At 72.9% G+C, this 13,967-nt stretch carries 13 protein-coding genes; 6 read left to right on the forward strand and 7 right to left on the reverse strand.

Going from position 1 to position 13,967, the window contains the following annotated elements:
• Positions 1 to 203: 203 nt before the first annotated feature.
• Entirely contained in the window at positions 204 to 1,283 is a 1,080-nt protein-coding gene (locus QP090_RS24745; RefSeq protein WP_285941738.1) for a sodium:calcium antiporter, read from the forward strand.
• Positions 1,284 to 1,495: 212 nt separating this feature from the next.
• Here QP090_RS24745 and QP090_RS24750 read toward each other — a convergent pair whose 3' ends face one another.
• On the reverse strand, positions 1,496 to 2,230 hold the full coding sequence (locus QP090_RS24750) for a DUF4097 family beta strand repeat-containing protein (RefSeq protein WP_285941740.1): 735 nt from the start codon (positions 2,228 to 2,230) through the stop codon (positions 1,496 to 1,498).
• 246 nt (positions 2,231 to 2,476) lie between these two features.
• Here QP090_RS24750 and QP090_RS24755 point away from each other — a divergent pair, with 246 nt between their 5' ends.
• The 3 genes from QP090_RS24755 (at position 2,477) to QP090_RS24765 (ending at position 5,807) form a co-directional block, all read left to right on the forward strand.
• Positions 2,477 to 3,301, forward strand: coding sequence for an SAM-dependent methyltransferase (locus tag QP090_RS24755; RefSeq protein WP_285941744.1), 825 nt, complete (start codon positions 2,477 to 2,479; stop codon positions 3,299 to 3,301).
• 182 nt (positions 3,302 to 3,483) lie between these two features.
• Positions 3,484 to 4,818 carry an NsdA family TPR-like regulatory protein gene (locus QP090_RS24760; RefSeq protein ID WP_285941746.1) on the forward strand — a complete coding sequence of 445 codons (1,335 nt, stop codon included), beginning with the start codon at positions 3,484 to 3,486 and terminating at the stop codon, positions 4,816 to 4,818.
• Positions 4,815 to 5,807 carry an XRE family transcriptional regulator gene (locus tag QP090_RS24765; RefSeq protein WP_285941748.1) on the forward strand — a complete coding sequence of 331 codons (993 nt, stop codon included), beginning with the start codon at positions 4,815 to 4,817 and terminating at the stop codon, positions 5,805 to 5,807. The genes QP090_RS24760 and QP090_RS24765 overlap by 4 nt, the downstream gene beginning before the upstream one ends.
• A 58-nt stretch (positions 5,808 to 5,865) precedes the next feature.
• On the opposite strand, the gene QP090_RS24770 is transcribed toward QP090_RS24765, so the two are convergent.
• Together QP090_RS24770 and QP090_RS24775 are read right to left on the reverse strand one after the other, a co-directional pair.
• Positions 5,866 to 6,462 carry a TetR/AcrR family transcriptional regulator gene (locus QP090_RS24770; RefSeq protein WP_285941750.1) on the reverse strand — a complete coding sequence of 199 codons (597 nt, stop codon included), beginning with the start codon at positions 6,460 to 6,462 and terminating at the stop codon, positions 5,866 to 5,868.
• A 76-nt stretch (positions 6,463 to 6,538) separates the two neighbouring features.
• Entirely contained in the window at positions 6,539 to 7,306 is a 768-nt protein-coding gene (locus tag QP090_RS24775; RefSeq protein ID WP_285941753.1) for a hypothetical protein, read from the reverse strand.
• A gap of 515 nt (positions 7,307 to 7,821) precedes the next feature.
• On the opposite strand from QP090_RS24775, the gene QP090_RS24780 reads away from it, so the two are divergent.
• Positions 7,822 to 8,811 (forward strand): alpha/beta hydrolase, encoded by a 990-nt coding sequence (locus tag QP090_RS24780; RefSeq protein WP_285941756.1) that lies wholly within the window; start codon positions 7,822 to 7,824, stop codon positions 8,809 to 8,811.
• A 33-nt stretch (positions 8,812 to 8,844) separates the two neighbouring features.
• Here QP090_RS24780 and QP090_RS24785 read toward each other — a convergent pair whose 3' ends face one another.
• The 4 genes from QP090_RS24785 to QP090_RS24800 form a co-directional block, all read right to left on the reverse strand.
• Entirely contained in the window at positions 8,845 to 9,477 is a 633-nt protein-coding gene (locus QP090_RS24785) for a hypothetical protein (RefSeq protein ID WP_285941759.1), read from the reverse strand.
• Positions 9,470 to 10,711 carry a hypothetical protein gene (locus tag QP090_RS24790; protein WP_285941762.1) on the reverse strand — a complete coding sequence of 414 codons (1,242 nt, stop codon included), beginning with the start codon at positions 10,709 to 10,711 and terminating at the stop codon, positions 9,470 to 9,472. Before QP090_RS24790 ends, QP090_RS24785 begins: the two co-directional genes overlap by 8 nt.
• A gap of 88 nt (positions 10,712 to 10,799) precedes the next feature.
• A complete protein-coding gene (locus QP090_RS24795) occupies positions 10,800 to 11,693 on the reverse strand; it encodes a hypothetical protein (RefSeq protein ID WP_285941764.1) in 894 nt (297 codons plus the stop codon).
• 1 nt (position 11,694) lies between these two features.
• Positions 11,695 to 12,606 (reverse strand): SGNH/GDSL hydrolase family protein, encoded by a 912-nt coding sequence (locus QP090_RS24800; RefSeq protein ID WP_285941767.1) that lies wholly within the window; start codon positions 12,604 to 12,606, stop codon positions 11,695 to 11,697.
• A 100-nt stretch (positions 12,607 to 12,706) separates the two neighbouring features.
• On the opposite strand from QP090_RS24800, the gene QP090_RS24805 reads away from it, so the two are divergent.
• Positions 12,707 to 13,951 carry a PucR family transcriptional regulator gene (locus QP090_RS24805; protein ID WP_285941769.1) on the forward strand — a complete coding sequence of 415 codons (1,245 nt, stop codon included), beginning with the start codon at positions 12,707 to 12,709 and terminating at the stop codon, positions 13,949 to 13,951.
• Positions 13,952 to 13,967: the final 16 nt, after the last annotated feature.

Genomic DNA, 13,967 nt, shown 5'->3' on the forward strand with positions numbered 1-13,967 from the left:
CTGCGAACCGGTCGTCGACATGCTGGAGCCCTCGCGGCTCCCGGTGGCCGGGCCCGGTCTGACGACGGGCGGGCGAGACCTTCGGTCCCTTGTCGACGTGAGTGTGCGGCGTCGCCGGAGGGGTCGAGGTCGCGGGCTCCCCGGATGCGCCCCTGAATTCTCGCCCCCGGCGGTGACCGCCGGGAAGGCTTGAGGTGGCGGGCGTGGTGCATTTCGTCCTGCTGGTCGCGTGCGCGGTCGTGATCTACCTGTCGTGCGAGTGGTTCGTCAACGCGGTGGAGTGGCTGGGGCAGCGGCTGAACGTCGGCAAGATGGCGGTCGGCACGATCCTGGCGGCATTCGGCACGGCGCTGCCGGAGTCGGTGGTGACGCTGGTCGCGGTGACCACCGGCGGGAGCGACGAGGCCAAGGACATCGGGGTCGGCGCCGCGATGGGCGGCCCGCTGGCGCTGGCCACGGTCGCGTACGCGGTGACGGGCGTGGCGCTGCTGATGCGCCGCCGCAAGCTGGCCGCCTCCGTCCCCGCCTCGGGCGGGCCGTCCGGGCAGGGCGACACCGGGCGGGGCCAGAGCGAGGTGCTGACCGACCCGGTGCACGCGGCGCGGCTGGTCAAGGACCAGCGGTGGTTCCTGGCGGTGTTCGTGTTCAAGGTCGCGCTCGGGCTGGTGGCGTTCGCGTTCAAGCCCTGGCTCGGGCTGGTGTTCTTCGCCACCTACGCCGTGTACTTCTGGCGCGAGATGCGCGGCGGCGACGAGGCCGCCGCCGCCCTCGAGGGCGAGCACGAGGAGGACGACGCGCTGGAGCCGCTGAAGATGCAGCCGCGCCGGGCCGCCCCGGCGACGTGGGCCGTGGCCGTCCAGACGCTGGTCACCCTGGTGGTGATCTTCTTCGCCTCGCAGCTGTTCGTGCACCAGCTCGACGCGATCGGGCCGATGATCGGGCTGCCCGCGGCGGTGACCGCGCTGCTGCTGTCGCCGATCGCCACCGAGCTGCCCGAGATCATGAACGCGATCATCTGGGTCCGGCAGGGCAAGCTCAAGCTGGCCCTGGCCAACATCTCCGGCGCGATGATGATCCAGGCGACCGTCCCCTCGGGCCTCGGGCTGCTGTTCACCGCCTGGAAGTTCGACGGCGCGCTGGCCTGGGCCGGCCTGATGACCATGGTCGCGATCGTGTACCTGCTGGCGACCATGCGGGCCCACCGGCTGACCCCCGCCCGGCTGGCCTTCGCCGGCGTCTTCTACCTGGTGTTCGCGGCCGGGCTCGTCCCGATCCTGAACTAGCCGTGTTTCAAAGCCCGGCCCGGCGTCCTCGCCTGGCGGCTCGGACGCCGACCTGGCTTGGGCGAGCGCGACATCGCTCCGCGATCTGGCCGATGGGGCTCGCCTCCGGCTTCGCCCCACCGGCCAGGTAACGCGCTCGCGCGACGGCCGAGGCACTTTGAGACAGGCCCTAGCCGGCCGGGACGAGCCCGTCTCGCCGCGGCAGCCCGGCGCTACGCGGTCTTGACGGTGATGGCCCCGTTGCTGGTGGTCAGGTCGAGCCGGTGGGCGCCGGCCGGGTCGTCGGCCACCCCGATGTGCTTGCCGCCGTGGCTGGTCTTGGCCGACACCCGGTAGCGGCCGGCCGGCACGGTGACCTTGATGGCGCCGTTGGACGTCTGCGCGCGGACGTCCGACGGCGTGGCCGGGGCCAGGTCGATCGCGCCGTTGGACGTCCGGGCCTCGATCTTCCCGCCCCGCAGCCCCGTCCCCCTGATCCGGCCGCTGCTGGTGCGGACGCTGACCGGGCCGCCGGTCCCGTCCAAGGTGATCCGCCCCGACGAGGCGGTCACCCGCACCCCGCCCACGGCGGACAGGGTGATCGCGCCGGACGACACCCCGCCCGTCACCGGGATGCCCGCCGGGATGTCGGCGGTGTAGCCCACCGAGCACCGGTCGCCGCAGCCGCCGAGCACCAGGACGCCGCCCTCGACCCGGTGCGTCGGGCCGTCCGGCCGGTGGTCCCGGTAGCTGACCGAGCGGTGCAGGGTCACCTTGGCCAGGCCCTGCCTCCCGTGCAGCGCGATGCCGCCGGACCGGTTCTCCAGCCGCACCGACGTGATCTTCCCCGGCACCGCGGCGTCGTCCTCGAACGTCGTCCGCTTCCACGGCCCGTCGCACGCGCCGACCGTCCCCGCGCCGAGCGCGACCACCGTGACGGCCCCGAGTACGCGGAGCTTCTGGCGCATGGATCTTCCCCTCTTCGTGCCGCCCGGGCCGGGCGCGTCCACCTGAACGTTAGGGAAGCGGGGCCCGGACGGGCACCACGCCGCGGAGCCATCCCCCTCTGGCTCGCAAGTCTCACCACCGGGGCATCCGGGTCATCCCGGCGGTGGACCGGCCGGGAATCGGCGCCGGACGGTAGCCCTGGTGATCATGTGCGTGGAATCATGAACGCGCAGCACACCCCCCGCCCCTGCCCGCGAAGGCTGGTCATGCGCCCCAACGCACAGCAACCGCCACCGCTCGACAGCAGCCGCCCGTCCCCCGCTCGCATGTACGACTTCTTCTTGGGCGGCAAGGACAACTACGAGGTCGACCGGCAGGCCGGCGCCCAGGTCAAGGCGGCGCTCGGCGAGGTGATGTCGCACGACATCGTCTGGGAGAACCGCCGCTTCCTCCAGCGCGCCGTCCACTTCATGGCCGAGGCCGGGATCGACCAGTTCGTCGACCTCGGCACCGGTCTGCCGACCCAGGGCAACGTGCACGAGATCGCCCAGGAGGTCCACCCGGACGCGCGGGTCGTCTACGTCGACAACGACCCGATCGTGCTCGCGCACGGCCGCGCGCTCCTGGCCACCAACGACACCACCACGGTCATCACCGCCGACGTCCGCGAGCCCGGCACCATCCTGGAGCATCCGGACCTGCGGAACCTGATCGACTTCTCCCGGCCGGTCGCGGTGCTCTCCGTCGCGCTCTTCCATTTCATCGGCGACGCCGCGGACCCCGCCGGGATCGTCCGCGCGTTCCGCGACCGCATGCACCCGGGGTCCCACCTCGCCCTCTCGCACCTCACCGTGGACGGCCCGCCCGCCGACGAGGTCGCCCAGGTCGTCGACGCCTACAAGGACGCCACCAGCCCGATCGTGTTCCGCCCCCGCGACCGGATCGAGCCGCTCTTCGACGGCTTCGACCTCGTCGACCCCGGTCTCGTCCGACCCTGGCAGTGGCGCCCCGGCTACGGCCCCGCCGGCCCCCGGACCGAATGGCTCTACGCCGGAGTCGGCCGCCTGACCTCCGGCGGCGTGCCCGGCTGACGGTCCCACGCCGCGCCCATCGGCGGCCCTGAAACGGTCACCGACATCGACCGGTTCGAGGCGCGAAGCGCCCCGGCACTCACTCAAGTCAAAGCCCTGCACGACGGTTATGGAACACCGACAATGACGTCACTGTGGGGATGCACCATTGTGTCCCCCGCGTGCCGGAGGGTGCCGATGCCATGACCGAACAGCAGCGCCCTGCCTGGGCCGCCCGGCTCGGAGCCGAACGCGAAGCGCGCGGATGGGGCAAGTTCGCCATGGCCCGCCACCTACTGGCGGCCGTGGGGATCGCTCCCAGCCCCCAGAAGGTCAAGACCCTCACCCGGCAGATCCTCGGATGGGAGAAAGGCAGCCACTTCCCCCGCGACTGGGCCGCCGCCTACTCCGCCGCGTTCGACATCCCCGAAGACGAGTTGTTCCCCGCCCCGCCCCATGGCCGTCCCGCGACCCCCGTGGGTACCGTGGATCAAAGTCCCACTCCCGACCAGGGGGACGACGACGTGAAACGCCGCGCGGCACTCCAGCTCATCACCGCACTCGGCGCCGGAGCCGCCGTCCCGCCCGGCGTCCTGGAAACCATCTTCGCTGGGATCGAGGATGCGCTGGGCGACCCGATTGACCTCGCCGAATGGGAAGCAACCGTTCACGAGTACGGCCAACTGCTCATCACGCAACCGAACGGCACACTGATCAGCGCTCTGACAGCCGACATCATCGCCGTGGGAGAGCTCCTCAGACGTCACCGCGGCAGCCCGGACGCGTCCGGGCTGCTGCGGATCAGCGCCGGACTGTCCGGCCTCCTGGCGATCGACCTCGGCGACGTGGGCGACAAGCGCGCCGCGCGCGCCTCCTGGAGCATCGCCAAACGCGCGGCGGACGCGTCCGGTGACCGTGACCTTCGGGTCTGGGTTCGCGGCCGGGCCGCGCAGGACGCGGTGTGGGCCGGAAGACCCAGCGCGGTCGTTACCGACCTGACGAACGCGGCCATCGGGATCGCAGCCGGGGCGCCTTCGGCCGGACTGGCACGCGCGCATGCCGCGCACGCCTACCTCGCGGCCGACCAGGGCGACGCCGGCCGAGCGCACGAGTCGCTCGGCGCGCTCAAGCGAGCCTTCGACCGACTGCCCGACGCCCCGGACGACCAGTCCGTCCTGGCCTACCGGGAGAGTCAGCTCCGCTGGGCGGAGTCCTACGTCCACACCAGGGCGGGGGATCGCAGAGCGGCCACGACGCTGACCCAGGCCGGTGCCCTGTACCCGTCCGATGCGCTGGGCCCCGTGGTCAACCTGTCGCTCATGCGGGCCATCTTGATGATCAAAGCTCGCGAGATCGACTCCGGACTCGAAACGGCCTTGGCCCCGCTCCGCAGTCGGCCGGTCACGGTGGCCGGTGGGACGAGCCAACTGGTGAGGCAGATCTTGCGGGCACTGCCCGACCAGGCCCGGGCGCTTCCGGCCGCGCGCGAATTGCAAGCGCTGACTGCCAGGGCGAGACCCCAGAGTACGACGACGTGAAACGCCGCGCGGCACTCCAGCTCATCACCGCACTCGGCGCCGGAGCCGCCGTCCCGCCCGGCGTCCTGGAGGAACTGCTCTCCGGTATCGACCGCGTCCTCAGTCTCGACACCGATATCGAGGAGTGGGAACGGGTCGTCCATGACTACGGCCACCAGATCTACCGGCGGCCATTCGAAGCGCTGGCTCCGGCATTGACCGCGGATATCGTCGCTGTGGGCGAACTTCTCAAGCAGGGCCGTCCGCCCCGCCAGCAGGTCGGGCTGTTGCGGGTGAGTGCCGGGCTCTCGGGCGTCCTGGCCGAAACGCTCAGCAATCTCGGGGACGACCGCGCGGCGCGCCGGACCTGGCACACGGCGCGCCGAGCCGCCGACGCATCGGGCGACCGGACGCTACGGGTCTGGGTGCGCGGCCGAGCCGCCCAGAACGCGACGTGGACCGGCATCTCGCACCAAGCCGTGATGACCATGGTCGGCGACGCCGCCCGTATCGCGAACGGCACACCCTCATCAGGGCTCGCGCGTGCTCATGCCGCCGGTGCCTACACGGCCGCGTTCCACGGCGACCACGCCACCGCGCACGAGAGTCTCGACATGCTGAAGCGCACGTTCGACCGGCTACCCCACAGTTCCAGCGAACCGACCGTGCTGGAGTTCCGAGAAAGCCAATTGCAGTGGAACGAGGCGTACGTCCGCACCGTCACCGGCGACAAGAGCGCACTGAAGGCGGTGGACGACGCCCACACCCTCTACCCTCCGACCGCGGTAGCGCCGATCACCAATCTCCATCTGATGCGCGCCATCGACCTGGTCAAGTGCGGCGGAGTGCGGGAGGGGCTCGAACTGGCCGTCACGTCGCTCAGCGACCGTCCCCGCCCGGTCATGGCCACGCGCCAACTGGTCGGCCAGATGCTGGGCGCCCTCCCCCACCCCGCCCGAGCGCTTCCGGCCGCGCGGGAACTGCGAGCGCTGGGCGGCGTCCAGGTGTGACGTCAGGGTGCGGCGGGTCGGCGGGTCTCCGCGGACCCCGGCGCCCGCGTCCACCCGGTCATCGGGCCTCAGCGCGGGACGGCGGGCGGTCGTCGTACCAGGTGCGGTAGGACGCGTCGAGCGAGTCGACGAGGCGGTCGAAGGCGAAGCCGAGCGGGCGGGCCAGGCCGAACCCGCCGGCCGCCTCGAGCGCGACGAACCCGTGCAGCGCCGCGCGCAGCATCCGGATCGCGTCGGTCGCGTCGTCGCCGGTGATGCCGTAGCCCTTGAGCGCGGCGGCGATGACGCCGACGGCCGCCGCACCGGCGGCGAGATGGTCCTCGTCGCCGGGGCGCGGGGCCCACACGGTGGTGGCGTAGCGGCCGGGGTGGGCGGCGGCGTACCCGCGGTAGGCGGCGGCGATGGCGTGCAGCGCGTCCCGTCCGGACAGCCCGACCGCGGCGCGGGAGAGGACATCGGTGAGTTCGCCGACCGCGAGGACCGCGATGCCCCAGCGGACCGCGTCGAGGCTGTCGACATGCTTGTACAGGCCGGGCAGCGACACCCCGCAGCGCTTGGCGACGGCGGCGAGGGTGAGCCGCTCGAGCCCGGTCTCGTCGGCGGTCGCGGCGGCCTCGGCCACGATGCGGCCGGGGGTCAGTCCAGCGCGGGGCATGTCGTTCTCCTCGCCGTCTCCGCGGAGGGTCGGGTGCCTGGACGATCTCGCACCCGGCCCGCCGTCCGCACGGCGGTCACGCGGCGGGACGGGCGGCACGGGCCACCGCGAGGGCGCTTCCGGTCATCCACACCAGCAGCAGGGGGCCGGAGACGTAGGCCACGGGCGCCAGTGCGGGGACGAGCAGAAGGTACCCCAGACCCGAGACGGCGATCGACACGGCCAGCGCGAGCCCCGTCCAGCGGAGCCGGCGGGTCAGAACGGGCAGCGCGGTGAGGGCCAGGGCCGCGAGGAGGAACATCTTGGCGCCGTCGCCCCGGTTGGAGACCTCCAGGAGCGTGCCGGCCAGGCCGGTGTCGCCGTTCGGCACCGCCGACGCCGACAGCCACGCCCCGCACGTGAACTGGACGAGCGAGAGGAGCGCGGCGGCGAGGCCGAGCGCGCGGAGGGCCGTGGCGGTGCGGACCGTGGCGGCGGCGCGGGCGAGGGCGAAGGAGATGACCGCGATGCCGATGGCGGGCAGTCCCTCGGAGAACAGGTACTGGGCGAAGAGGGCGCCCTCGCGGCCGGTGACGGTGTCGACGATGGCGGTGCCGGTGGCGTCCACGTCCAGCATCGGGGCGCCGACGAGCATGCTCGTGATCCACGAGGCGGAGAAGGCGACGCCGACGGCGCCGGTGAGGGTCCCGAGCGCGCGGAACCGCCCGCCGGTGCCGGTGCCCGTGGTGGCGGTGCCCGTGGTGGCGGTGCCCGTGGTGGCGGTGCCCGTGGTGGCGGTGCCCGTGGTGGCGGTGCCCGTGGTGGCGGTGCCCGTGGTGGCGGTGCCCGTGGTGGCGGTGGCCATGGTCTCTCCCTGGAGCCGTTGGTTAATGCGATTAACCTCAAGTTAATCGCACTAACCAAGATGCGCAAGGGGGCCGGCGCGGACAGCCCGCCCACCGCTCGGCAGGGGACGGCCACCCCGGGGCTCGGGCGGCTCCGGGCACCCCCTTCTCCCCAGCCGCAACTCCGGCGCGTTCCCTGGGCCATTCGCACCTCGGCGACACCGAGGGCACTTGCCTATATCTTGCCGGCGCCCGCGCATATCCATGACCTTTTTCCTTCGGATTGAACTCGCCCATAATTGGGAATATCCGATAGCAAAGGATCGGACGGCGCAAGACGGCACGGCAGCCGCGAAGATGGGCGCGACCAGGGCTTTCCGGTTCATGATGCCTGCGCACTCCGGCCGGGGGCTCATCACGAGCGGGCGGCCCGGCCGAGGAGCAATTCAGCCGCCGGGCTCGACGGAGCCGCTGACGGCGCTCCCCCTTCTGAGGGCCGGACCCACCTAACCGGCCGTTCGCGAAAGGTCCCGCATTGGGCCGTCATTCCACCCCGGCCGCGCTGTTCGGGGTTCTCATCCTGCTCATCCCGCTCGTCATCACTGGCCCTGCGGCCGCGCCCGCGTCCGCCCGTCCGAGGGTGGCCGCGGACGGGGCCGCGGTCGTCGCCGAGACGGCCGCCGGGCCGCGCGCGCTGGACCTGACGGTCCAGTCGCCGGCCATGGGCGGGCGGCAGAAGGTGCGGCTGCTGCTCCCGCCCGGCTGGGCGCGGGACGCCGCCCGCACCTGGCCCGTGCTGTGGCTGCTGCACGGCGGCGTCGACGACTACACCGCCTGGACGCGCGACACCGACGTCGAACGGCTCACCGCCCGCTCGGGCGTCCTGGTCGTCATGCCGAACGGCGGCTCGTGCGGCAACTACTCCGACTGGTGGAACTACGGGCGGGGCGGGCCGCCCGGCTGGGAGAGCTTCCACATGACCGAGCTGCGGCAGATCCTGGAGCGCGGCTACCGAGCTGGGACGGAGCAGGTGATCGCCGGCAACTCCATGGGCGGCCTCGGCGCGATGCTGTACGCGGCGCGGTTCCCCGGGGCGTTCCGGGCCGCGGCGTCGTTCAGCGGCTACCTGCACACCCTGGACGGCCACCGGCCGGGGGACGATTCGACGGGCTGGGGGCCGTCGTTCTCGTGCCCCGGCACCGACTGGCGGCGGGTCTGGGGCGACCCCGACGACCAGGCCGCGGTCTGGCACGCGCACAACCCGTACGACCTGGCCGGACGGCTGCGCGGCGTGCGGCTGTGGGTGGCCGCCGGCAACGGCGAGCGCGGGCCGCTCGGCCGGCTGCCCTTCACCGACCCGGTGGAGGCCGCCGCCGGCGGCCAGGCCCGCGCGTTCGCCGGGCGGCTGGAGGCGCTGGGCATCCCGGTGACCACGGACTTCTACGACGGGCAGCACGACTGGCCGTACTGGCAGCGCGAGCTGCACCGCGCCTACCCGGCGCTGCTCCAGGCCCTCGGCGCCTGACGCCTGTGCAGTGCCCCGGAAAGAGAGCGGCGGTCAGGCCGGCTTCTTCTCGAGCCGGGGGAACTCGCCGTTCAGCCGTCCGTCGATGAACTCCTCGAACTCGGGGAGGTCGTCGCGGCGGCGGCGCAGGATCTCCAGGGAGCCCGTCCACAGGCTGTTCACGAGGCCGTCCACGCCCGCCCGGCGCACGCCGCGCGCCGGGTCGTCGAGGGCGCGTTCGAACACCTCCAGCAGGCGGACGTCGTCGGCCAGCAGCGCGCAACCGGGGTGGTCAGGGTCTTCGGGCGCCCCCACGGCGGCTTTCCGGGCCAGGCCGAACTGCCGGAACGCCAGCGCCTGCACGGCGCGCATCCGGTCCAGTGCGGCGGACGCGGTGCGGGCCCGCTCGAGGAGGGCCTCCAGGGTCTCCAGGCCCAGCTCGCCGGCGAGCCGTTCGGCGAACGCCTCCGGTTCGGCCTCCACGAGGCGGAGGCCGGTGCGGTGGTCCTCGATCAACGTCACGTACCCGTCCCCGTCCCCCTCTCCGACCTGCCAGCTCCAGTAGCGGGGGCCGCCGACGGTGCGCGGCACGTCCGCCGCGAGGGTCCAGCCCTCGGCGGCGGCGTGCTCGTGCACGCGCGCGGAGGGGGTACCGGCGGGCAGCGTCCCTTCCCTCGGCTCACTCATCGTCGCCGTCCTCGTCCTCGTCCTCGTCGCCCCAGTCCGCGCCTTCCTCGAAGAGGTCGCGGTGCGCGTCGCCGGTCCCTCTGTCGAGGATCCGGTGGACCTGCTCGGCCATCTGCTCGTCGGGCTCGGTGAGCAGGAGCTCCTCCAGGAGGAACTCCAGGTTGTAGTTCAGCGCGAACGTCATCAGCGGCGCCCGGACGCCCGGGTCGCGGTGCGCGAAGTGCGGCCGGAGCCGTTCGGCGGCGTCGAGGTCGCCGTGCGCGAGGGCGACCGCGATCTCCATCTTCCCGAGCACGTGCCCGGGGTCCTCCTCCACCGCCAGCTCCCGCTCCCAGACCTCCAGGGTCTGGAAGTCGAAGCCGATGAGCGCGCCCACCACGTCCACCGGGAGGTCGGTGGGGAACGCCGAGCCGAACTCGGCGTTCATCCGCTCGATCACCTCCGGGTTGGGATTGGGCCGGTAGCGCGCCTCGGCCACGAAGATCCGGCCCATGTGCGCCTCGATGCTCACGTACGACCCGGACGCCGAAGTGCGCCACGTCATCGACGGCACTCCGGGGCTCTGCTCGCGGCACTCCCTGAACCGCGCCATCGCCTGGAGCGGCGAAAGCGCCTCGTCGGGGGACGGGTCGTCGAGGATCGCGCTCCCCCACGACTGCACCTCGGTGAAGGTGTTCATCGTGTAGTAGCGGTCGAGCTCGAGGCCGTCGATGGGGCCGAACGTGCCGTCGTAGACGTTGGGCACGCCGATCTGGTGGGCGTATCCCAGGAATCCGCGGGCGGTCTTCGGGAGGGTGACCCGGGTGGGCCTCGGCGTGGGGAACAGGCCGCCGAGGGCGCCGCGCATCCCGTCGACCGTGGTGCCCGCCGGGATCCACAGGAACGTCGGGTAGGAGGCCGATGGGGCCAGGAGCAGCCCGTCCGGTTCGCGGGTGTCGACGAACCAGGCCGCCTCGTACTCGAAGCCGTTCGTGCCCGCGTACCCGGGGCCGGACGCGACGCGCAGCATGTGCGGGCGGTGCTCCCGGACGTGCCCGATCGTCGCATCGGTGTGCATGATGCCGTCGCTGACGTGCTCTTCCTCGCGCTCGGCCTCCTCGCGCAGGGCGGACTCGTCCGGCCAGGCGATCCCGAGCGCCGCCGCGCCCGGATCGGCCCGGAGCCGGACGAGCCAGTCCGGCGGGTCGCCCGCCAGGCGCGCCGCCGCGCGCCCGGCCCTCTTGATCGTCGTCATGGATGAACCGGCCGATCCTCGTTGATCATGGATTCCGACCCGGAAGGACTATCACGCGGTACGGACGGTTTCCGGGGGAATCGCGATCTCAGCCGGTGCTGCTGTAGTGCTGGAGGTACAGGAAGATCTTCTTCCAGCCGGACCCCACGTTCAGGACGTGCAGCCGCCCGCCGGCCGGCCCGAGGTCGACGGCCGCGATGCCCTCGACCTCGTCGTCCGGCTCGACGTCCTGGTGGAACTGCCAGGAGACCGCGCCGGACGCCGGGTCGATCGAGTACACCGACTTGTCGCCGGTGATGTCGACCGAGGCCCACAGCAGGCCCCCCGACATCGCCGCGCCCTGGATCCGGCTGAGCGGCCGGGACAGCTTCACCGTCTTCACCACCGGCAGCTCGGTCCCGGCGGGCGCGGTGAGCAGCGCGTCCAGGCTGAACGCCACCAGCCGGTCGGTGCCCTGCGCGGCGTCCTGGTCCCAGGCGGCGGTGTAGACGAGCCCGGCGGAGGCGTCCACCGCCACCCAGGGCACACCGCCGGGCAGCGGCGCGAGCGGCAGCCGCACGTACCGGCCCGTGTAGGACAGGTCGTCCGCGCTGTAGAGCGCGATCAGCGGATTCTTGTAGTCGTTGCCGCCGTCTTCGAGCGGGGCGACGACCAGGCCGTCGTGGTAGTCGATGTCGCCGATGTGGTCGGACTTGTAGGTGCCGCTGAGGGCGCCGGGGATCGCGGCGGCGCTCGACGTGAGCTGGCGGTCGCCGTCGATGGTGGTCTTCGCCAGGCTCCACGTGCCCGAGTAGTAGAAGCTGGCGCCGTCGGTCGCGATGCCCTGCCCGCGCTCGAGGGCGGTGACGCCCGTCCACCGCGAGTAGTCGGACGTGCGGGTCCAGGTGGCCGCGAACGCCGCCGGCGCCGCGGACGGCACCGCGACGCCGACCGCCAGGGCGGCGGCGGCCACCGCTCCCGTCCGGGAGTGCGGAAGTCTCATCTCAGGCCCCGATGCGGTCGCCGATGATGCGGGCGTAGTTCTCCTCGCCGCTCCGGTTCGGGTGGAGGGGCGCGGCGAGGTTGGTCGGCACGTAGCCCTCGATCCAGCGCTTCGAGGACGACTGGCACGTGTCGTGGCCCTGGCTGGGCCCGACGAGGTCGACGTAGGTGGCGCCGTGCGCGGCAGCCTGCCGCTCGATGACGCCGTTCATCAGGTTGACGCTCGCCTGGAGGTAGTCGGCGTCGACCGGGAGGACGGGCTGGGTGGGCCAGCAGCCGCCCGGCTTGATGTACAGGCCGTAGCCGGTGAGCACCACGCGCGCGTTGGGCGAGCGCTGGCGGATGCCGTCCAGGACGGCCGACAGCTTGGGCTCGAACTCCTTGACCCGCTCGGCGACCTTGTCGACGCCGCCCTCGGTGTAGTCGTCCTTGCAGGGCTTGGCGGTGGGGTCGACGCGGACGCAGTCCTGCGCGACGCCGACGAGGCCGGTGTCGTTGCCGCCGATGGTCATGGTGACCAGCGTGGTGTCGGCGCTGAGCGCGTCGAACTGCGGCGGTACGATGCCGGTCGACTGGCCGAGGACGCTGGTGTCCTGCGACTCGGTCATGTGCTTGGTCGACGCCCCGCTACAGGTGACGTCGCGGAAGGCGGCGGGGTCGATGCGGGCCTTCAGCTCGTGCGCGTAGTTGTGCGTGGAGCGCCCGCAGCCGATCGGGCCGGTGATGTCGGGGATCAGCGGGCCCGAGGCCATCGAGTCGCCGAGCGCGACGTACACGCCCGCCTGCCCGGTGTTCCCGGACGGCGCCGCCGCGACCGCGGGGGCGGCCGTCGCGACGGTCAGGCCGGCGAGGGCGAACGTGCTCAGGGCGCCTTTGATCAGGCGGCGCTTCGTCGGGGTGTACGAAGGGATCACGGTGCCTCTCCCGGCTGTCGTGGACGACGTCGCCGCGATCATGCAATCTTGGGAGAAAACGTGCAATTGGCCTGAAAAGCAGACTTTCCCGGGAGCCGTTGTGTCGGACGACAAAGGCGGGGAACCGGCGGCGGCACCCCCGCTGCGCGTGGCCGGACGGCCCATCGCGGGCCACCTGCGCGCCCGTGCCCCGGACCTCACCCGCCGCGTGGTCGAGCGGCTGCTGGCCGAGCTGCCGGTCTACGCCGAGCTCCCCCCGGAGGAGGTCGTCGGCGACATCGCCGGGGTCGTCCAGCACAGCCTGCGGCAGTTCGCCGACATCCTGGAGCGGCGCCGCCCCGCCGGGGACGGCGAGCTCGCCCGGCAGCGCGACTCCGCGGCCCAGCGTGCGGAGGAGGGCGTCCCGCTGGACGCGATCCTCACCGCATACCAGATCGGCGTGGCGATGGGCTGGGACGAGGTCGCCACCGGCGCCGAGCCCGGCGACCTGGCCGACTTCCAGGAGGCGCTGGGGTACCTGATGGACTTCCAGCGGAAGCTGACCACGGCCGTCAGCGGCGCCTACCTGGAGGTGCGGCAGATCCTCGACCAGCAGGAGCACGGCGGCCGGCAGGCGCTGATGACGGCGCTGCTCGCCGGTGAGCCGGTCGACTCGGTCGCGCCGCGCACCGGCCTGCGCGTCGCGGACCGGTACGTCGTGATGACGCTGGCGTTCACCCCGCACCCGGACGAGAAGGGCCCCGGGCCGCGGGCCAGGGTCGCGGCCCGCCGCAAGGTCCGCCGCGTCCGGACGGTGCTGGACCGCTTCGCGGGCGGGCCCGCGCTGACCGCGCTGGACAGCTCGGGCGGCACCGCCCTGCTGCCCGTCCCCGCGTCCCCTTCGTGGGCGGCGCTGCGCGAGCTGATCGCGCGGGCCGGCGAGGCCGCCGACACGGTCGTCACCGCGGCGGCGGAGATCGCGGCGCCCGCCGGGATCCCCGCCGCCGTCACCCAGTGCGCCGAGGTCATGGACCTGGTGCACCGCACCGGCCGGGCGCCCGGCCTGCACCGGCTCGCCGACGTCCTGCTCGACTACCAGCTCAGCCGCCCGAGCGAGGCGCTCGCGGGCCTGGCCGGGCTGCTCGCGCCGCTGGACTGCAAGCCCGAGCTCCGGCACACGCTGGAGTGCTACCTGGCCTGCGAGCTGGACCGCCGCGAGACCGCGGCGGCCCTGCACGTCCATCCGAACACGGTGGCCTACCGCGTCCGCCGCATCGGCGAGCTGACCGGCCTGGATCCCGCCCGTCCCACCGACGTGCAGCTCATCAACGCCGCCCTCGTGGCGCGCCGCTCGCTCGGCGAGTGACGCACCAGGGGCCTCA

It is taken from the genome of Actinomadura xylanilytica, from assembly GCF_030283145.1.
In the GTDB taxonomy this organism is placed as follows: domain Bacteria; phylum Actinomycetota; class Actinomycetes; order Streptosporangiales; family Streptosporangiaceae; genus Spirillospora; species Spirillospora xylanilytica.

Coding starts and splice junctions, on each gene's coding strand:
- QP090_RS24755 (WP_285941744.1), top strand. CDS start 2,477: ATGCGCCCCAACGCACAGCAACCGCCACCGCTCGACAGCAGCCGCCCG.
- QP090_RS24760 (WP_285941746.1), top strand. CDS start 3,484: ATGACCGAACAGCAGCGCCCTGCCTGGGCCGCCCGGCTCGGAGCCGAA.
- QP090_RS24770 (WP_285941750.1), bottom strand. CDS start 6,462: ATGCCCCGCGCTGGACTGACCCCCGGCCGCATCGTGGCCGAGGCCGCC.
- QP090_RS24795 (WP_285941764.1), bottom strand. CDS start 11,693: ATGAGACTTCCGCACTCCCGGACGGGAGCGGTGGCCGCCGCCGCCCTG.
- QP090_RS24790 (WP_285941762.1), bottom strand. CDS start 10,711: ATGACGACGATCAAGAGGGCCGGGCGCGCGGCGGCGCGCCTGGCGGGC.
- QP090_RS24785 (WP_285941759.1), bottom strand. CDS start 9,477: ATGAGTGAGCCGAGGGAAGGGACGCTGCCCGCCGGTACCCCCTCCGCG.
- QP090_RS24775 (WP_285941753.1), bottom strand. CDS start 7,306: ATGGCCACCGCCACCACGGGCACCGCCACCACGGGCACCGCCACCACG.
- QP090_RS24750 (WP_285941740.1), bottom strand. CDS start 2,230: ATGCGCCAGAAGCTCCGCGTACTCGGGGCCGTCACGGTGGTCGCGCTC.